At 57.6% G+C, this 17490-nt stretch carries 19 protein-coding genes; 3 read left to right on the plus strand and 16 right to left on the minus strand.

All coding sequences use genetic code 11. The annotated features are described in order from the left end of the window. Positions 1 to 30 precede the first annotated feature (30 nt). Complete coding sequence (locus tag AKL27_RS10135) at positions 31 to 597, plus strand: phasin family protein (RefSeq protein WP_050462696.1); 567 nt, start codon at positions 31 to 33, stop codon at positions 595 to 597. Between the two features lie 192 nt (positions 598 to 789). Here AKL27_RS10135 and AKL27_RS10140 read toward each other — a convergent pair whose 3' ends face one another. The 5 genes from AKL27_RS10140 to AKL27_RS10160 form a co-directional block, all read right to left on the minus strand. Then, complete coding sequence (locus AKL27_RS10140) at positions 790 to 1620, minus strand: competence/damage-inducible protein A (RefSeq protein ID WP_050462697.1); 831 nt, start codon at positions 1618 to 1620, stop codon at positions 790 to 792. 67 nt (positions 1621 to 1687) lie between these two features. Continuing rightward, positions 1688 to 2539, minus strand: a complete 852-nt coding sequence (locus AKL27_RS10145; RefSeq protein ID WP_050462698.1) for an EI24 domain-containing protein — start codon at positions 2537 to 2539, stop codon at positions 1688 to 1690. Then, on the minus strand, positions 2539 to 3525 hold the full coding sequence (locus AKL27_RS10150; RefSeq protein WP_050462699.1) for a sterol desaturase family protein: 987 nt from the start codon (positions 3523 to 3525) through the stop codon (positions 2539 to 2541). Before AKL27_RS10150 ends, AKL27_RS10145 begins: the two co-directional genes overlap by 1 nt. Positions 3526 to 3545: 20 nt before the next feature. Further along, a complete protein-coding gene (locus AKL27_RS10155; protein WP_408609764.1) occupies positions 3546 to 4316 on the minus strand; it encodes a polysaccharide deacetylase family protein in 771 nt (256 codons plus the stop codon). Between the two features lie 32 nt (positions 4317 to 4348). Beyond that, a complete protein-coding gene (locus AKL27_RS10160; RefSeq protein WP_050462701.1) occupies positions 4349 to 5317 on the minus strand; it encodes a YVTN family beta-propeller repeat protein in 969 nt (322 codons plus the stop codon). Between the two features lie 361 nt (positions 5318 to 5678). Between AKL27_RS10160 and AKL27_RS10165 the strand changes: the two genes are divergently transcribed. Beyond that, the gene (locus AKL27_RS10165) at positions 5679 to 6035 is read left to right on the plus strand and encodes an FKBP-type peptidyl-prolyl cis-trans isomerase (protein ID WP_050462702.1); all 357 of its coding nucleotides are present in this window, start codon (positions 5679 to 5681) and stop codon (positions 6033 to 6035) included. 20 nt (positions 6036 to 6055) lie between these two features. After that, positions 6056 to 6310: an acyl-CoA-binding protein gene (locus AKL27_RS10170; protein ID WP_050462703.1), complete on the plus strand. Its 255-nt coding sequence runs from the start codon at positions 6056 to 6058 to the stop codon at positions 6308 to 6310. 83 nt (positions 6311 to 6393) lie between these two features. On the opposite strand, the gene AKL27_RS10175 is transcribed toward AKL27_RS10170, so the two are convergent. The 11 genes from AKL27_RS10175 to ispC all read right to left on the minus strand — a co-directional run bounded on the left by AKL27_RS10175 (position 6394) and on the right by ispC (position 17485). After that, positions 6394 to 6864: a DUF6314 family protein gene (locus AKL27_RS10175; protein WP_050462704.1), complete on the minus strand. Its 471-nt coding sequence runs from the start codon at positions 6862 to 6864 to the stop codon at positions 6394 to 6396. 15 nt (positions 6865 to 6879) lie between these two features. Further along, positions 6880 to 7668 carry a TrmH family RNA methyltransferase gene (locus tag AKL27_RS10180; protein WP_050462705.1) on the minus strand — a complete coding sequence of 263 codons (789 nt, stop codon included), beginning with the start codon at positions 7666 to 7668 and terminating at the stop codon, positions 6880 to 6882. A 12-nt stretch (positions 7669 to 7680) separates the two neighbouring features. Beyond that, positions 7681 to 8307 carry a ribonuclease HII gene (gene rnhB, locus AKL27_RS10185; RefSeq protein WP_408609763.1) on the minus strand — a complete coding sequence of 209 codons (627 nt, stop codon included), beginning with the start codon at positions 8305 to 8307 and terminating at the stop codon, positions 7681 to 7683. A 4-nt stretch (positions 8308 to 8311) separates the two neighbouring features. After that, positions 8312 to 9463 (minus strand): lipid-A-disaccharide synthase, encoded by a 1152-nt coding sequence (gene lpxB, locus AKL27_RS10190; protein WP_157056881.1) that lies wholly within the window; start codon positions 9461 to 9463, stop codon positions 8312 to 8314. A gap of 13 nt (positions 9464 to 9476) precedes the next feature. Next, the gene (lpxA, locus tag AKL27_RS10195; RefSeq protein ID WP_050462708.1) at positions 9477 to 10262 is read right to left on the minus strand and encodes an acyl-ACP--UDP-N-acetylglucosamine O-acyltransferase; all 786 of its coding nucleotides are present in this window, start codon (positions 10260 to 10262) and stop codon (positions 9477 to 9479) included. Positions 10263 to 10265: 3 nt separating this feature from the next. Then, positions 10266 to 10730 carry a 3-hydroxyacyl-ACP dehydratase FabZ gene (gene fabZ, locus AKL27_RS10200; protein WP_050462709.1) on the minus strand — a complete coding sequence of 155 codons (465 nt, stop codon included), beginning with the start codon at positions 10728 to 10730 and terminating at the stop codon, positions 10266 to 10268. Further along, the gene (lpxD, locus tag AKL27_RS10205) at positions 10723 to 11772 is read right to left on the minus strand and encodes a UDP-3-O-(3-hydroxymyristoyl)glucosamine N-acyltransferase (protein ID WP_050462710.1); all 1050 of its coding nucleotides are present in this window, start codon (positions 11770 to 11772) and stop codon (positions 10723 to 10725) included. Before lpxD ends, fabZ begins: the two co-directional genes overlap by 8 nt. A gap of 83 nt (positions 11773 to 11855) precedes the next feature. Then, entirely contained in the window at positions 11856 to 12374 is a 519-nt protein-coding gene (locus AKL27_RS10210; protein ID WP_198155934.1) for an OmpH family outer membrane protein, read from the minus strand. Between the two features lie 39 nt (positions 12375 to 12413). After that, entirely contained in the window at positions 12414 to 14825 is a 2412-nt protein-coding gene (gene bamA, locus AKL27_RS10215) for an outer membrane protein assembly factor BamA (protein WP_050462711.1), read from the minus strand. 132 nt (positions 14826 to 14957) lie between these two features. Beyond that, positions 14958 to 16316, minus strand: a complete 1359-nt coding sequence (rseP, locus tag AKL27_RS10220; RefSeq protein ID WP_050462712.1) for an RIP metalloprotease RseP — start codon at positions 16314 to 16316, stop codon at positions 14958 to 14960. After that, positions 16313 to 17485, minus strand: a complete 1173-nt coding sequence (ispC, locus tag AKL27_RS10225; RefSeq protein ID WP_050462713.1) for a 1-deoxy-D-xylulose-5-phosphate reductoisomerase — start codon at positions 17483 to 17485, stop codon at positions 16313 to 16315. The genes rseP and ispC overlap by 4 nt, the downstream gene beginning before the upstream one ends. Positions 17486 to 17490 lie beyond the last annotated feature (5 nt).

A 17490-nucleotide genomic window follows, 5' to 3' on the forward strand; every position in this document is an offset into this window, starting at 1 on the left:
CCATCCCACCCCGAATCAAGGATTACGCATATGTCTACATTTACAGAACAATTTTCTGCCGCCAGCAAAGCCAATTTTGAAGCACAACTGGCGCTGATCAATCAATTTGCCAGCAAGACATTTGAAGGTGTGGAAAAACTGGTGGAACTGAATCTGAAAGCAGTCAAAAGCTCGCTGGAAGAAGGCCAGGATACAGCGCACAAGCTGTTTGCCGCCAAGGACCCACAGGAATTCCTGTCGCTGACAACTGCCCAGGCCCAGCCCGGCGTTGAAAAGAGCATCGCTTACAGCCGTCACTTTGCAGGTATCGTGACCGGCACCCAGGCCGAACTGACCAAGACTGCCGAAGCGCAACTGGCGGAAGTCAACCGCAAGGTCATTTCGCTGATTGATGAAGCGGCCAAGAATGCACCGGCCGGTTCTGAAAATGCCATTTCGCTTGTGAAGTCGACCATCGGCAATATCAATGCCGGTTATGAACATTTTTCCAAAAGCGCCAAACAAGCCACTGATGCACTGGAAGCAAACGTCAGCACTGCCGTCGATCAGCTTTCGCAAGCCACCATAAAAGCAACGGCACGCACTGCCAAGAAATGATTTTTGCGGGGTTTCTCACCCGCTTTTGAATTATTGGATATGATGGCCATTCAGACGCGCAACTTGTACCGGGTTGCAGTACGCCTCAGTTGACATTTTGCTACTGAGGCCGGCGCATGAACCAGATCTCCTCGGTATCTGACTTCTCCAGGATACCGTTTCGATTGCCCCCGTGAAAACGGGGGCATCTTTTTATGTACGCGGCGTTGGCTGCGCCGGTTCCAGCAACTGATACTCCGCCTTCAGCAACTCCAGACCAGCCAGCATTTTCTGGAATGCCGGCACCACCTGTTCCGGATTACCCTTGACGCCCAGATCGATATGACGCCGCGTCTGTTCATCGCCGACATGCGGCAGACTGAATACCTTGACCTCCGCAAACTCGGCTTCGATGGCTTCCATCAGCGGCGTCAGCGCTGACTCTGCAGTCTCGAATACCAGCACCGCTTTTTCATCCCAGGCCTGACGGTGAAACAAGTCGGCATAGCGCGTATCGAGCACCCATTCAAACATCGGCCATGCCATCACCGGAAAACCGGGCGCGAAGTAATGCGCGCCAACGCCGCTGGCATTATCGACGAAAAATCCGGGGATCTTGTTGTAGGGATTGGGGATGATCGAGGAGCCAGCCGGAAACTCGCCCATCTTCAGCCTATGCAGATTTTCCGGTGCCTCCAGATTGGGAACCACACCGGCTTCGCGCGCGGTATCGGTGATCCGTTCCTGAATCTTGATGCGGGCATCCGGATGCAGTTCTAATCCGACGCCCATCGCTGCCGCCACGCATTGCCGCGTGTGATCGTCCGGCGTCGCGCCAATGCCGCCGGTACAAAAGACGATGTCTTCGCTGGCCAGGGTGCGTTTGAAGGTAGCGGTAATGCGTTGCGGATCGTCGCCCAGATATTCCGCCCAGCTCAGTTGCAAGCCGCGCGCGGTCAACAATTCCAGGACTTTGGGGAAATGCTTGTCAATCCGCCTGCCAGACAGAATTTCGTCGCCGATGATGATTAAGCCGATAGCCATAAATGTCCGTTCCAATTGTTCTGTTCTGATGGATACTCACCCCGAATTATGCCTGATTCGGCATCTTCTATTGCGGCGTGAAATCCACGGTTGCCGGGGTGCATGCGGCGGCCCCGGGTGGCGTTGCCCGCGCCCGGTTTTCCGTCAGCGCCGCCAGGCAGTAATACTGAAACCAGAGTCCGGTAAACACGAACACCAGTACATACAGCCAGATCGCACCGGCGGCCAGAATCGGGAAAAAGATCACCGACAAGGCACCGCCCAGCCACAGCAAGGTAGGCGCCGCGCCCATGCTGCCGGCGATTGCGCCGATGGCCAGCAATGGCCAGCGATGCTGCAACAGAATCTGGCGCCGCTCGTCAACGCTGGCATAGTCGGCCAGCGTGTCATACGCCATCACACGATAGGTCAGCCAGCCCCATAGCAAGGGATGCACCACGAATGCCAATGGCGGGAACAACGACAGCGGCAAAGTCACGATCCACACCACGACAAATATGGCAAAGCACCACAACGAGGTCCACAGACTGCCCCACCAGGTACCACCGTGGCGTTTCTCCAGCAAGGGATAGTGACGCGCGCCGATATGCCGCGAGATCGCCGGCACTGCCGACAAACCGACAAACACCAGCGCCGTCAGAATCATCAGCGGCAACAGCGTCCACATGGCAATCAGCGGCACGATCACCGTCTTCAGCACGCCCATGTTGAACCAGTTGAGGATGGTGCCGGCAATGCCAAAACCATTGTTGACCACAAAATAATTCTGCAGCCAGTCAATCATCGGTTGCAGGCACAGCCACAGCACAACGCCCCAGATGATGATCGAGATGATGAACGGAAACACCGTCAGCCACAGCATTCTGAAATGCAGCTGCGATACCAGCGCGCGGCCGAAGGAAGCAAAAAACAGGCGCATCAGCGAGTGCTCCGGCGCGTGAATTCAACGATACGTTTCAGGCCCAGCCATTGTTGCGCCCAGAAGCCGCGACCGTAATTGCGGCCTTTACCGGCGGGCGGCGGCAATTGATCGCGCACGCCGGTCATGGCAAAACCCTGGCCGAAATGCGTGGTGCGAAACAGCACATCCCAGATCGGGAACAACACTGCAAAATTGTGACCGCCGAGCGAATTCTTGCCGTGGCTCTCATGACCGATGCCAATCGCGTGATGCATGCGGTGAAAGCGTGGCGAGACCAGCAGGTATTCGCCCAGCCGGCCAAAGTGAATCCGCACATTGGCGTGCTGCAAGCTCTGCAACATGCGCGATGCCGATACCAGCAACACATACTCCCCCGGTTGTACGCCGATGCCGATGGCGACGACACCCATCAGGACATCGCGCAGCAAATCGTCGAGCACGTGATTGCGGTCATCACTCCACAAATTCATGTTTTCCTGACTGTGGTGCAAGCTGTGCAGCGCCCACAGCCAGCGCCAGCCATGCTGCGCGCGGTGATACCAGTAGTCGCAGAAATCCAGCACCACCAGATAGATCAGGAAACTGACCAGCGGCTGGTCCGTCACGCCGGGCCACAAATCATCCAGATTGAAGGAGCCCCAGCCTTCCAGATGCAGCAATTCAGTCAGACTCGCCAGCAGCGGGTCGAGCAAAAAGAACACCAGAATGGAAAAGGCACCGAGGCGATGCAAGGCGGTATAGATGAAGTCATTCCAGCGGGCGCGCTTGTCAGTAATGGCATGCACCGGGATCATGGCTTCCAGCGGTCGCAAGATCACGAACAGGATCGCCAGTTCGCAGACGCCGACCAAAAACCATTCGGTGCCGGTAAACGCTTCCTCGACATACTCACCCAGATCGAGCTGGAACACCAGCGGCTGGACAACGGTTTCAAACAGCCAGCCCTGTGCCGCAGAGAATAAGTCGACTACTACCTGCATCATGTGCATATTTTCCTGCCTGCTTAATTTTTCCCGGGGATTGTACGCCGATATTGCGGATGCTCGCGCAAGGTGGCGAAACAGAAACCCTTTTGCTCCAGACCACTGATGAGCGGCTCAAGTACTGCCGGCGCCCACGGATCGCGACGCGACCAGATTCCCAGATGGGCCATGACGATGTCGCCGTCCCTCAGCTTGCGCAAGGACTGTTCCAACAATACGGCATTCGGCCATTTGTCGCTGGGCAATTCATCGCCGGAGAAACCGGCTTCGGCCCACACCACATGGGCGTAACCACAAGCCTGCCCGGCGGCCAGCAAATGTGGTGTCAGCTTGCCGCCTGGCGCACGCCACAGCGGATCGAGCTGAGCGCCGGTCAGTTCATGAAAACGGGTAGCCACACGTTTCATTTCGCTGCAATACTGCGCGCCGGTCCAGGCCTGTTTCTTTCCGGCCTGAGCGCCGAACTGCGGCCTGACTTCAATCTTGCCGTCGGGCAGATCGCGCACGGCATAGACATGATCGAAGGTGTGCGTACCGAAAGCGTGACCATCGGCGACCAGGCTCTTCCAATACGGCGCCCAGGCCGGGTCGAGAGAATAATCGCCGTGAATGGTTTTTTCGTTGGCCAGAAAGAACGTGGCCTTGATGTGATGTTTCCTGAGCGTGTTCGCTACGAGCTCGGCCTGAGACTGGCTGCCGGTGTCAAACGTCAGATAAATCGTGCCCTTGCAACTGCCCTCGCCCTGCGCCGGCCAACTGGCCAATGCCGCTGCCGTAACGGCAGCCAGCATGACCAGGCGCTGGCGCACAGAGCGGTAGTTCATCAGAGATCCGGTGCGCGATTGAAAAAGTAGATACCGTGCGGCGAGCGGCCGACCGGAATGATCTTGACTACCTTTTTGGTGGCCAGATCAATCACCGCGACTTTCTTGATCCAGCGCAAGGTGACCCACATGGTCTTGCCGTCTTCCGTGATTTCCATGCAATCAGGACCGCCCGGCACGGCGATGGTGCCGACGTTTTCCAATGTGTGCAAATCGATCACATTGATCGTGTTGGACACCCGGTTGGAGACAAATACATGGCGCTTGTCACCGAGCGCGCGGAAGTTGTGCGCGCCTTCGCCGGCCTTGATGGTCTTGACGATTTTCTGGGTGCGCCAGTCGATCACCTGAACGTAATCGCGGCCCATGATGCCAATCATCAAATGCTTGTTGTCGGGCGTCATGAAAATACCAGCCGGCAATTTCCCTACCGGCATGGTCCATTTCACCTGTTGCGTGGCCAGATCGATGGCGCTGACTTCGTTGCTGCCCTGCAAGGTGATGAAGGCAGTGGTGCTGTCGGCATCGAATGCAATATGGCTCGGGGTCTTGGCCAGCGGTACGCGCTTGACCAGTTGCAGGTCATGGCCGTCGTAACGATAGACGTCGACGCGATCCAGCCGCAGGCCATTGGCGACAAACCATTTCTGATCAGGAGAAAAGCCGATCTGATACGGATCGACAATCCCGCGCAGTTTGCGTTGCACTTCGCCGGTCTTCGGATCAAGGAAAATCAATTGATTGCCGGTGGCGCTGGCGACGATCAGGGACTTGTTGTCCGGCGTCGCCATCAGGTGATGCGGCTCCTTGCCGACCGAAAACGTATTGATTTCTTTATAGGTGGACTGATCCAGCAGCGACACCGTCGCATCGCCGGAATTGAGAACGACCACGACATTGGCGTACGCCTGTGCGCTCAGTAACATGCACAGCAACACCTGAGAAAACCGAATAAGACAACGCAGCATGAAGAACTTTACAAAAAAAACGGCAATCTTATCGTGCGATGACGCACGTCCTGTCGACTCTTAACGCCTGTGACAGCAATCCGGCTGACAACTTGTCAGGCAATTTCGCATTTAGAAATGCCCGACAGAAATGCCGGCAGTACCTCATTCCAGGCTGCTTTCCCGATGTTGTCACGGGCATTTTGGTTTACACTGCCTGCAACGCCGTCCGGCAGGCGCATTGCAGGCATGCCGAAAAGCACTGAAACATGTCTTTTGCACACCGAAATCGGACCCGCGACGCGGGTTGCGAACGGTGGCCAACCTCCGGATATGCGACCCCAAACCATCTCGACAATATTTATCAACTGAAAGGAAAACCATGTCCACCAACGTTACCGCTTCCGGACTTCAATACGAAGAACTGCAACTTGGCACTGGCGAAGAAGCCAAGGCTGGCAACCATGTCAGCGTGCATTACACCGGCTGGCTGCAAAATACCGACGGCAGCGCCGGCAGCAAGTTTGACTCGAGTAAAGACCGCAATGATCCGTTTGCGTTCCCTTTGGGTGCCGGCCATGTGATCAAGGGTTGGGATGAAGGCGTACAAGGCATGAAAGTCGGCGGCGTACGCAAGCTGATCATTCCTGCTGCGCTGGGTTATGGCGCACGCGGCGCCGGCGGCGTGATTCCACCGAACGCCACGCTGATCTTCGAAGTTGAATTGCTGGCAGTCTGAACCCGCCAAGGAGCCTGACGATGAGCTTGAAAGAACAGTTTGAACAAACGGTAGCGGAATCAAAGAATCTGGCGCAACGGCCGGACAACATGACACTGCTGAAGATGTACGGTCTCTACAAACAAGGCAGCAGCGGCGATGCGCAAGGCGAACGTCCGGGCATGACCGACTTCGTGGCCCGCGCCAAATGGGATGCATGGAATGCACTCAAAGGCACCGGCCAAGAAGATGCCATGCAGCAGTACATCGACCTGATTGCCGATCTCAAATCCTGATTTCAGCGTGACGTCATGCCCGCCAGCTCGGGCAAAACATGCCGTTCAGCCAACACTGGACGGCATTTTTCATTGCCGCCGGCTCACGGCATTCTGGCAAAGATGGTCTGCAATACCTGGCTTTTGTGCGGTCCCTGAATCGTGGTCTGCATCTCGAAATGATCTCCATCCGCGAGCCGGTACTGGCTGCTGTAACAGTCTGCGATGCAGGTATGCACTGCACATGGCAGCAAGGCCTGGCGTGACGGCGACCAGCGATACGATTGATAGGATTTGCCGTTATCGGTGCCGTCGGCGAAAAACACGTCGACCAGGTCATCCCGCAAGACATAACGATAACGCCGCGTGAACGGGATCGGGCGGCCATTGACCGAGGCGGTCAGCAGCAATTGTCCACGCTCCTCGAACAGCAGCTCGCCGGCCCCGCTGCCGGCAACAAATCCGGCGACACCGCTGGCCTGCGCCACAGTGCGTTGTGCGCCATCGAGTACCGCGCGCGTCAAGCGCCAATTGCCGCGAAAGAACTGAAACAGGTCCTGGTTCGGGCGGGTCATGACGGCACGGATGTCTTAATGCGGCACGCTTTGGCGCATCTGCTCGAAAAAACAGACGGCGGCAGCGGCGGCAACGTTGAGTGACTCCATCGCACCGCGATGCGGAATCACCACCTGCAAACTGGCCGCAGCCAGCAACTCGGCCGACACGCCCTGCCCTTCATGACCGAACAACCATGCCACCGGTGCGCTCAGGTCGGCCTGGTAAATGGTTTTCTGCGCGTAGGAACTGGTGGCCAACACCGGAATGCGACTGTCCTTGCAGAGCGTCAGCAAGTCAGCGTTTTCGACGATATCGAGCAGGAAATGCGCGCCCATGCCGGCGCGCAGCACCTTGGGCGACCATGCCGCGGCGGTGCCCGGTGCACAAAACACTTGCGTGATCCCTGCGGCTGCCGCACTGCGCAGAATCGAGCCGAGATTGCCGGGATCCTGCACGTTGTCGAGCAATACTGCCGAGCTCGTCAATGCTGGCGGCGCCACCGGTCTGGGCGTCTCGATAACCAGCAACAAACCGACCCCATGCTCAACCTGACTGATGGCCTGATACAAGACATCCGGCAAGCAAATGCAGGCAGTGCCAAGCTGCTCGCACTGCGCCACCAGCGGACTGACTTCCGCATGCGCCAACGCGCTGTCGGCCACGATGCAGTACAGCGGCGCGACGCCGCGTTGCAGCCAGGCCTGCGCCAGATGCACGCCATCCAGCAGGCTCTGGCCGGCTTTACGCCGTGCCTGGGCGCTGGTGGCCAGTTGCTTGAGTTCTTTGTAAAGCGGATTATCGCGGGAAGAGATCGGTTTCATGCCGGGGCTCCGTCATTTGCGACCGGCGACCGACAGCAAAGCGCGCACTGGCGCATAAGAGCGGCGATGTACCGGCGATACACCGTGCAAACGCAACAACTCCAGATGCAATGCGGTCGGATAACCCTTGTGACGATCAAACGCGTAGTGCGGATACTGCATATGCAAATCGACCAGTGCCGCATCGCGTGCGGTCTTGGCCAGGATCGATGCGGCCGAAATGGCAGCCACCTTGTCGTCACCCTTGATGATGGCTTCCGAACGTATCGTCATCACCGGGCAGCGATTGCCATCGATCAGCGCCAGTGTCGGCACCACCTGCAAGGCTTCCACTGCGCGTCGCATTGCCAGCATGCTGGCGTGCAGGATATTGAGACTGTCGATCTCTTCTTCCGAGCATTGCGCCACCGCCCAGGCCAGCGCATGCTCTTTGATTTCCAGCGCCAGGTTGTCGCGCCGTGCTTCGCTGAGCTTCTTGGAATCGCGCAAACCGGCAATCGGCCGCTGCGGGTCCAGTATCACGGCAGCCGCAAACACCGGGCCGGCCAACGGGCCACGGCCCGCTTCATCGACGCCGCAAATCACTTCGCCATCGTAATCGAACAAATTAAAACTCAGATCAGCCGCCATGTTTACCATTGTGTTATCGCCCGGAACTGGTTCCGCCGGCGTGTCTTTCGAGCATTGCGCAAACCGCTTGCGCACTTGCATTTGCGGTATCGCGCAAGAGTGAGTGATGCATATCGATGAAGCGCTGTCGCAAGCGCTCCAGATGTGCCGGATCTTCCATTTGCTGCCACAAGGCATCCGCCAACGCTTGCGGCGTTGCCGCCTGTTGCACCAACTCCGGCACCAGAAATTCGCGTGCCAGAATATTCGGCAAACCAATCCAGGGTTGGTAATTCATGTGGCGCATGATTTGGTAGGAAGCGCACATCATCTTGTACGCTATCACCATCGGCTTCTTGTACAGCGCCACTTCCAGCGAGGCGGTACCGGAGGCCACCAGCACCGCGTCGGATGCTTCCATCACGCGATGCGACTGACCGTCGATGACCTGAATGTCCAGATCGGCCACGCCCGCCTGTTGCAGCAATTGCATGAAACAGGCGCGCTGCTTGTCGCCCGCCATCGGCACTACAAATTGCAGTTGCGGATCGCGTTGCGCCAGCAAACGCGCTGCGCCAAGAAAACTGGCGCTGTTGTATTTCAATTCTGAAATCCGGCTGCCGGGCAAGATGCCGACTACCCGCCGTTGCTGCGACAGACCCAGCGCCGTGCGCGCCGCCGCCTGATCCGGCACCATCGGAATCACTTCCGCCAGCGGATGACCGACATAGGTTACCGGAATGCCGGCGCGCCGGTAGATCTCTTCTTCGAACGGGAAAATGACCAGCATGTGCGACACTGCACGCGCGATTTTCTTGATACGACCGCCACGCCAGGCCCAGATTTGCGGACCGATGAAATGCATGGTGGGAATGCCGGCCTCGCGCAATTGCAATTCGAGACCAAGATTGAAACCGGGATAATCAATGCCGATGAAGGCCGCCGGACGCTGCGCCAGCAACTGATCACGCAAGGCATTTTGAATGCCCTTGATTTCGCGGTAACGGGGAATCACTTCAAACAGGCCGCGCACGGTCAGCTTGTCCATGGGCCAGTCGCTGACAAAACCCTCGGCCGCCATGTGCATGCCGCCGATGCCATGCAGATGCGCATGCGGCAAACGCGGACGCAAACCCGATAACAACCGGCTCGCAAGCAGATCGCCGGAGCTTTCGCCGGCGACCATCGCTATGGAGACGTTATCGGATAATGCCACGTGTCGAAACCTCGATGAATTCTCGCATCTGACGAATATGCGCTGCGGATTCGGGAGACTTGTCTTCCAGTTGCTGCAGTTCCAGCTTGGCTTGTTCCAGCGGCAGACCGGAGCGATAGACGACCTTGTAGGCACGCTTGATCGCCATGATCTGTTCGCTGCTGAAACCGCGTCGTTTCAAGCCTTCGCTGTTGATGCCGGCCGGTACTGCGCGGTTGCCGGCCGCCGTCACGAACGGCGGGATATCCTGGCTGACTGCAGCGGTGAATGCCGTCATCGCATGGGCGCCGATATGACAGAACTGGTGCACCGAAGTGAACCCGCCCAGGAACACCCAGTCGCCCAGATGCACATGTCCGGCCAGCGTTGCATTGTTGGCCAGGATGATGTTGTTGCCCAATTGACAATCATGGGCCAGATGCACATAGGCCATGATCCAGTTGTCATTGCCGATGCGCGTCGCGCCCGCATCCTGTACCGTGCCCAGATTGAAGGTCACGAATTCGCGGATGGTATTGCGGTCGCCGATTTCCAGCCGGGTCGGTTCGCCGGCGTACTTCTTGTCCTGCGGCGCAGCGCCGAGCGAGCTGAACTGGAAAATCTGGTTGTCACGGCCAATCGTGGTATGGCCTTCGATCACGACATGCGGACCGATACGGGTACCGGCGCCGATCTGCACATGCGGACCGATCACCGTGAACGCACCAACCTCTACTGATGAGTCAAGTTGTGCGCCGGGGGCAATAACGGCGCTGGAATGAATAGCCATGGATCAGTCGGGCTTGGCGCCATCGTTGGCATTGCGCATGGTGCACATGAACTCGGCTTCGACCGCCATCTCGCCATCCACCGTGGCCACTGCCTTGTACTTCCAGATACCGCGCACGATACGCACGATCTCGACTTGCAGCTTGAGCTGGTCGCCCGGCACCACGATACGGCGGAAGCGAGCCTTGTCGATACCGAGGAAATACACCACGGTATGCTCATCCGGCTTGCGGCCTTCCGTCAGGAACGACAGCAAGGCGGCGGCTTGCGCCAGCGCTTCGATGGTCAGTACGCCCGGCATTACCGGCTTGTTCGGAAAATGGCCATTGAAGAACTCTTCGTTGGCAGTCACGTTCTTGAGTGCGGTGATGGTCTTGCCGCTTTCCCATTCGAGTACGCGGTCGACCAGCAACAGCGGATAACGATGCGGGAGGTATTCTTTGATTTGATTGATGTCTAGGCTAGTCATTTTGTTCTGTCAGCGATTTGATCGTTTTTTCTAATGCCCGGATTTTCTCACGCATTGAGCCCAGATTGCGTACCAGTGCAGCAGATTTTTCCCAATCGCCGTGCTTGGCGACCGGATAAAACCCGGTATATTGGCCCGGCTCCGAAATCGAGCGCAATGCCAGCGTGCCGGCCGAGACATGGACCCGGTCGGCAATCGTGATATGGCCATGAATCATCGCCGCGCCGCCAATCGAGCAATATTTGCCGATGGTGGCGCTGCCGGCGATACCGGCGCAGGCGGCAATCGCCGTATGCGCACCGATATGGCAATTGTGGGCAATCTGGATCTGGTTATCGAGCTTGACGCCCTCTTCGATCACGGTATCCGACAAGGCGCCGCGATCAATCGTGGTGTTGGCGCCGATTTCGACGTCGTCACCGATGACCACCCGACCGACCTGCGGAATCTTGATCCATTCGCCGCCTTCATTGGCAAAGCCGAAACCGTCAGCGCCAATGACGACACCGGAGTGCACGATACCGCGTGCGCCGATGATACAAGCAGCATGCAGGGTAACCCGGGCATAAAAATGGGTATCCGCACCGACACTGGCGTGACGACCGATATAGCTGCCGGCATCGATCACGGCGCGCTCGCCGATGACGGCACCCGCTTCAATCACCACCTGCGGTCCGATGACGGCGCTGGCGGCAATACTGGCGGCAGGGTCAACGCAAGCGCTGGCATGCACACCGGGCACCAGCGGATCGGCAGCAGCAGCGGCAAATAACTGCGCGGCACGGGCGAAATAGGCGTAAGGATTTTTGGTGATGATGCGCGCGCCGCCATAACTGCTGATGGCAGCGTTATCGGCTTCGGACAAGATCAGCGCTGCCGCCTGCGTTTGCCCGGCCTGCGCTCTGAATTTGGGATTGGAGAGAAACGTGATGTGGGACGCAGTTGCCGCGTCGAGCGGCGCGATGGCACTGACTTCAATCTGTGCATCGCCCTGCAGTTGGCCACCCAGGCGTTCGACCAACTGTTCCAGCCGAATACTCATGTTGGCCTTCTTAGCTTGTTGCTCCGCCGCCGCTGCGCATTGCTGCCAGGGGCACACAATGCAACCGCGGACGGCGGATTGGATTACTTGGACAATTCCTTGAGCACCTTGTCGGTGATGTCGATGCGCTTGCTGGCATAGACTGCCTCCTGGAATACGATGTCGTATTTTTCAGCTTCGGCGATCTGACGGATCACCTTGTTGGTACGTTCCAGCACCACTGCCAGTTCTTCATTGCGACGCTGATTCAGATCTTCACGGAATTCGCGCTGCTTGCGCTGGAATTCCTTGTCCAGATCGCTCAGGTCGCGCTGACGCTTCATGCGCTCGGACTCGGACAGCACGGCGGCATCCTTGTCGAGCTTGTCGGAAGTTGCCTTCAGGCGTGCAGCCACGTCTTGCAGGTCTTTGTCGCGCTTGGCGAATTCCTGCTCCAGCTTGGTTTGCGCAGCCTTGGCTGGCGCCGCTTCGCGGAAAATGCGCTCAGTGCTGACAAAAGCGATTTTTTCCTGCGCCTGCGCATGGGAAAACGAAAGCAGGCCGACTGCCAGCACTGCGGTATGAAACGATAACAACGATTTGGTCATGAACTTCAAGATCATTCTCCGTATTGCAAAAAACAATTATGCCATTAAGTCTGGTCAGAATCCGGTGCCGAGCTGGAACTGGAAGGATTGCAGTTTATCACCTGGGTTGGTGACCGAACCGTCACCGTTCTTCGCGTTCAAGGCTTTACCGTAGCTCAGCTTGAGCGGACCGATTGGCGAAATCCAGCTGATACCGAAACCAGCAGAATAGCGCAAATCGTTGACTTTGATGCGTTCGCCATCGGCAAACACGTTACCGCCGTCAAAGAAAGTGAACCAGCGCAAGCTGCGATCCTGCCCCGAACCCGGGAACGGGAATTGCAATTCCAGGCTGGCAATCGCGCGCGACGATCCACCCATCGAGTCACCGTACTGATCCTTCAGGTTACCCAGCGATGACGGCTCGTAACCACGGACGGAGCCGATACCACCGGCATAGAAGTTCTTGAAGATCGGGTACGGCTTGCCGCCATAGCCCTTGCCGTAATCCAGCTCGCCGTTCATGGCCAGGGTCACGGCATTGCTGAACAATGGCTGGAAGTACTGATGCTGGTAAATGGCGCGATAGTACTGCAAGGTACCTACGGCGGATATTTCAAAATTGGCACGTTGATAACGGCCCTTGGTCGGCACCAGTGCACTGTCGCGGCTGTCGCGCTGCCATGCTGCCGTTAGCGGGAAGCTTGTGGTAGAAGCGGTACCGATACCGCAGTTAGGTCCATTTTTAGCTAGATCGGTAGTTGCATTACTTGCACAATTTGCAGAACCGCCAAAGTCGCGCACATAAGCCTGATACAGGTTCGGGCTGGTGGCATCGGTATCGACCTTGGTGTTTTCCACACCGACGCCGAAGAAAATCGTATCGAGTTCCGAGAACGGCACGCCGAACCGGACGTTACCGCCGACTGTCTTGACGCGATAATCACCGGTGGTGTACGCCGATGGCCGGATGGTGCGCAGGAACACTTCATAGGTGCGGCTGATGCCGTCATCGGTGAAGTACGGATTGGTTTGCGACACCGCAATGGTGCGATAGCGCGAGCTGGTATTGACATCGATACCGATGGTGTTGCCGCTGCCGAAGGCATTGGCTTGCGAAATCGAACCGGTCAGGCTCAGTTTGTCGGTTTGCGAGAAACCGGCACCGATCATGATGTTGCCGGTCGGCTTTTCTTCCACCTTCAGATTGACATCAACCTGATCGGTCGTGTTCGGTACTTCCGGCGTCTCGACGGTCACTTCCTTGAAGTAGCCCAGACGGTCAACGCGATCACGCGACAGCTTGATCTTCTCGCCGTCATACCAGGAATCTTCAAACTGACGGAATTCGCGGCGGATGACTTCATCGCGGGTCTTGCCGTTGCCGGCAATGTTGACGTGACGCACGTAGACGCGCTTGCCCGGGTCAACCATGATGGTGAAGGCAACTTCCTTCTTTTCCCGATCAATGATCGGGTTGGTATTGATGTTGGCAAATGCATAACCAAAATTACCGAGGCGTTCGCCGATTTTCTTGGTGCTTTCAGTCAGCTTGCTGCCGGAATAGACGTCACCCTTCTTGAGCTCGATCGAGGTCGCCAGGTCTTTTTCCATGCCGAACATTTCACCCTCAAGCTTGATGTCGGAAACGGTGAACTTGTCGCCTTCCTTGACATTGACGGTGATGTAGATGTCTTTCTTGTCCGGCGTAATCGACACTTGCGTAGATTCCACCTGCATTTCGAGGTAGCCGCGGTCCAGATAGTAGGAACGCAGGCTTTCGATGTCACCGGCCAGCTTTTGCTTGGAGTATTGGTCAGCCTTGGTGTACCAGGTAAACCAGCCCGGCGTGGTCAGCTTGAGCTGGGAACGCAGATCGCTGTCCGAAAATGCCTTGTTGCCGACGATATTGATTTGCTTGATGCGGGAAACTTCGCCTTCATCCACGGCAAACGTCACGGCCACGCGATTGCGTTCGACCGGGGTCACGGTCGTCGTGACCTTGGCGCCGTACAGACCGCGCGACAGATACTGACGCTTCAGTTCCTGCTCGGCACGATCAACCTGGGACTTGTCGAAAATGCGCGATTCGCCGACGCCGATTTCCTTGAGCGCCTTGGTCAGTTGTTCTTTATCGAATTCCTTGATGCCGGTGAAGTCGACACTGGCAATCGCCGGCCGCTCTTCCACTTGCACCACCAGCACGTCGCCTTCGGCTTCCACCCGTACATCCTTGAAAAAGCCGGTTGCGTACAAGGCCTTGATGGCGGCGGTGCCCTTTTCATCGGTAAAGGTATCGCCGACGCGCACCGGCAAGTAGCTGAACACGGTACCGGCTTCGGTACGCTGGATGCCCTCGACCCGGATGTCCTTGACCACAAAAGGCTCAACCGCAAAGGCCTGGCTGGAACACAGCACAAAAGCTGCAGCGGCAATCAGACGACGGGAAAAAATCGGTGCCGGGAAGTGCTCGGAATGTAATTTCATTAGCTATCGTTTATTAACTATATTCTTGCCGGTTGTCGCCGCAAGGCAAGCCGGATAATTGTAAAAGCCCGCGACCGCCATTGTATTGCCACAATGACCACGGACTATTCCCTAAAAGAACGTCAACAGGTTCTAAAACATCAGACGCACGATGTCGTTGAAAGCAGCCACGAGCATCAGGGTCATCAAAATACCGAGACCGGCACGCTGAGCAATTTCTCCAAACCGCTCGGACACAGGGCGTCCAGTCAAAATCTCCAGCGAATAATACAGCAAATGCCCGCCATCTAAAACCGGGATGGGCAAGAGATTCATTACACCCAGACTAATACTGATGAAGGCGATGAAGCTGAGGTAACTGACCAGGCCAATGCGCGCGGTCTGTCCGGCGTAATCGGCAATGGTAATCGGGCCGGTAATATTTTTCCAGGAGACCTGTCCGGTCAGCATTTTGCCGATCATCTTGAAGGTCAGCATGCTGGTGTCCCAGGTCCGCTGTGCGCCCTTGGCGATGGCCGTCAGCGGCCCATCGCTGATGACCGTCATCTCCGGCGCCAGCGGCACTTCGACCTTGATGCGACCGATCGTCTTGCCGTTGTCCTCTTGCGTATCGGGTACCAGTGCAATACGGAAATCCTGCCCTGCCCGCACGCCATGCAATTCCAATTGCTTGCCCGGCGAGGCGCGGATCAGCTCCACCAGCGCCAAACCATCCTTGACGGCCACACCGTTGACATCAAGAATCAAGTCGCCGCTTTGCAGTCCGGCACGTTGCGCAGGACCATCCATGATCTTGCCCAGAATCGCCGGCGGACGCGCCAGACTCAGACCGAGCCGCGTCAGAAAATCGCTCTCCAGATCCTTGGCACTGAGACTGTCGAGCGGCAACACGATGGTATCGATGCGCTTTGAGCCGGCCGGCCCGGCACGCTCGACATCCATGCGCGCGGTCGTTTTTTCCAGCGCCAGCTGCATCAGCTTCCAGCGCAGATCAGACCAGCCATGCACGGCTTCGCCATTGATGGCAGTAATGGTTTCTCCGCCGCGCACACCAACCTGGTAGGCCAGCGTCTGCGGCTCGGCGGCACGCAACCTGGCAACCGGCTCGGGAATGCCATGCATGTACAGACCGGCAAACAAGAGGATGGCGAGGATAAAATTGGCCAATGGCCCGGCCGCTACAATGGCAATCCGGCGCCACACCGATTGGCGCGTAAATTCACGGTTGAGATCGGCCGGATCGATGTCAGCGACATCCTGCTCACGGGCATCGAGCATCTTGACGTAGCCACCGAGCGGCAAAATGGAAATCGCCCACTCGGTCTGATCGCGGCCAAAACGGCGCGACCAGACGACCCGCCCCATGCCGACCGAAAAGCGCAATACCTTGACGCCGCACAGGCGTGCCACCCAGTAATGACCGAGTTCATGCACCACCACCAGGGTACCGAGTGCAACGACGAATGCCAGTATGGTATGCAGCAGGTTCATGACGTGATGCAGGCTTGCGCGGCAGCGCGCGCAACACGATCCTGCTCCAGCAGGCCGGCAATGTCAGTGACGGGCGCAGACGACACGCTATCCATCACGCGAGCGATCAATTGATCAATCATGCGGAATCCAATTTCCCGGTTCAGAAAGGCCTGAACGGCAACTTCGTTGGCGGCATTCAATATGGCTGCCGCGCTGCCTCCGGCCTGCAGAGCATCATACGCCAGTTTCAGACACGGAAAACGCGCGAAATCGGGTCGCTCGAAAAATAATTGACCGATCTGCGCCAGATCAAGCGGCGCCACCCCTGACGCAATGCGCTCCGGATAGGCCAGTGCATTGGCAATCGGCGTGCGCATATCGGGATTGCCCAACTGCGCCAGCACCGAGCCATCGACATAGGACACCATCGAATGGATCACGCTCTGCGGATGGATCACCACTTCGATATTGGCCGCCGGCGCGCCGAACAACCAGTGCGCCTCGATGACTTCCAGGCCCTTGTTCATCATGGTGGCGGAATCCACCGAAATCTTGCGCCCCATCACCCACTTGGGATGCGCCACAGCCTCTTCCGGCGTGACGCTGTCGAGCGTCTCCACCGCGCGCGTCAGGAACGGGCCGCCAGAGGCGGTCAGCATGATGCGTTCGATACCGAAATCCGGCAAGGAGCGTTTGTAATCATGCGGCAGGCATTGGAATATCGCATTGTGCTCGCTGTCGATGGGCAGCAATGTGGCGCCGTTGCGGGCCACCGCATCAATCAACAGTTGCCCCGACATCACCAGCGATTCCTTGTTGGCCAGCAAAATTTTCTTGCCGGCCTGCGCCGCCGCCAGTGTCGACGCCAGACCGGCAGCGCCGACAATGGCCGCCATCACGATGTCGCATTCCGGCGCCGCAGCAACCTCGCACAAGGCCTGCTCACCGTATAACACGTCGGTGCTCAGCCCTTGCTGGCGCAACAGTCCCTGCAATTCGAGCGCCGCCGCCGACGTGCCGACTACCGCCACACGTGGCCGGAATTGCCGGCATTGCGTTGCCAGTTCGGCCACGCGCGTATGCGCCGTCAGCGCAAAGACCTGATAACGCTCAGGATGACGCCCCAGCACATCCAGCGTGGAGACGCCCACCGAGCCGGTAGAGCCGAGAATGGTAATTGCTTGCATGAAAT

This window comes from Herbaspirillum autotrophicum (assembly GCF_001189915.1).
Classification (GTDB): Bacteria; Pseudomonadota; Gammaproteobacteria; order Burkholderiales; family Burkholderiaceae_D; genus Herbaspirillum; species Herbaspirillum autotrophicum.

Coding starts and splice junctions, on each gene's coding strand:
- AKL27_RS10135 (WP_050462696.1), top strand. CDS start 31: ATGTCTACATTTACAGAACAATTTTCTGCCGCCAGCAAAGCCAATTTT.
- AKL27_RS10140 (WP_050462697.1), bottom strand. CDS start 1,620: ATGGCTATCGGCTTAATCATCATCGGCGACGAAATTCTGTCTGGCAGG.
- AKL27_RS10145 (WP_050462698.1), bottom strand. CDS start 2,539: ATGCGCCTGTTTTTTGCTTCCTTCGGCCGCGCGCTGGTATCGCAGCTG.
- AKL27_RS10150 (WP_050462699.1), bottom strand. CDS start 3,525: ATGATGCAGGTAGTAGTCGACTTATTCTCTGCGGCACAGGGCTGGCTG.
- AKL27_RS10155 (WP_408609764.1), bottom strand. CDS start 4,316: ATGCTGGCTGCCGTTACGGCAGCGGCATTGGCCAGTTGGCCGGCGCAG.
- AKL27_RS10160 (WP_050462701.1), bottom strand. CDS start 5,317: ATGCTGCGTTGTCTTATTCGGTTTTCTCAGGTGTTGCTGTGCATGTTA.
- AKL27_RS10165 (WP_050462702.1), top strand. CDS start 5,679: ATGTCCACCAACGTTACCGCTTCCGGACTTCAATACGAAGAACTGCAA.
- AKL27_RS10170 (WP_050462703.1), top strand. CDS start 6,056: ATGAGCTTGAAAGAACAGTTTGAACAAACGGTAGCGGAATCAAAGAAT.
- AKL27_RS10175 (WP_050462704.1), bottom strand. CDS start 6,864: ATGACCCGCCCGAACCAGGACCTGTTTCAGTTCTTTCGCGGCAATTGG.
- AKL27_RS10180 (WP_050462705.1), bottom strand. CDS start 7,668: ATGAAACCGATCTCTTCCCGCGATAATCCGCTTTACAAAGAACTCAAG.
- rnhB (WP_408609763.1), bottom strand. CDS start 8,307: ATGGTAAACATGGCGGCTGATCTGAGTTTTAATTTGTTCGATTACGAT.
- lpxB (WP_157056881.1), bottom strand. CDS start 9,463: ATGGTCGCCGGCGAAAGCTCCGGCGATCTGCTTGCGAGCCGGTTGTTA.
- lpxA (WP_050462708.1), bottom strand. CDS start 10,262: ATGGCTATTCATTCCAGCGCCGTTATTGCCCCCGGCGCACAACTTGAC.
- fabZ (WP_050462709.1), bottom strand. CDS start 10,730: ATGACTAGCCTAGACATCAATCAAATCAAAGAATACCTCCCGCATCGT.
- lpxD (WP_050462710.1), bottom strand. CDS start 11,772: ATGAGTATTCGGCTGGAACAGTTGGTCGAACGCCTGGGTGGCCAACTG.
- AKL27_RS10210 (WP_198155934.1), bottom strand. CDS start 12,374: ATGATCTTGAAGTTCATGACCAAATCGTTGTTATCGTTTCATACCGCA.
- bamA (WP_050462711.1), bottom strand. CDS start 14,825: ATGAAATTACATTCCGAGCACTTCCCGGCACCGATTTTTTCCCGTCGT.
- rseP (WP_050462712.1), bottom strand. CDS start 16,316: ATGAACCTGCTGCATACCATACTGGCATTCGTCGTTGCACTCGGTACC.
- ispC (WP_050462713.1), bottom strand. CDS start 17,485: ATGCAAGCAATTACCATTCTCGGCTCTACCGGCTCGGTGGGCGTCTCC.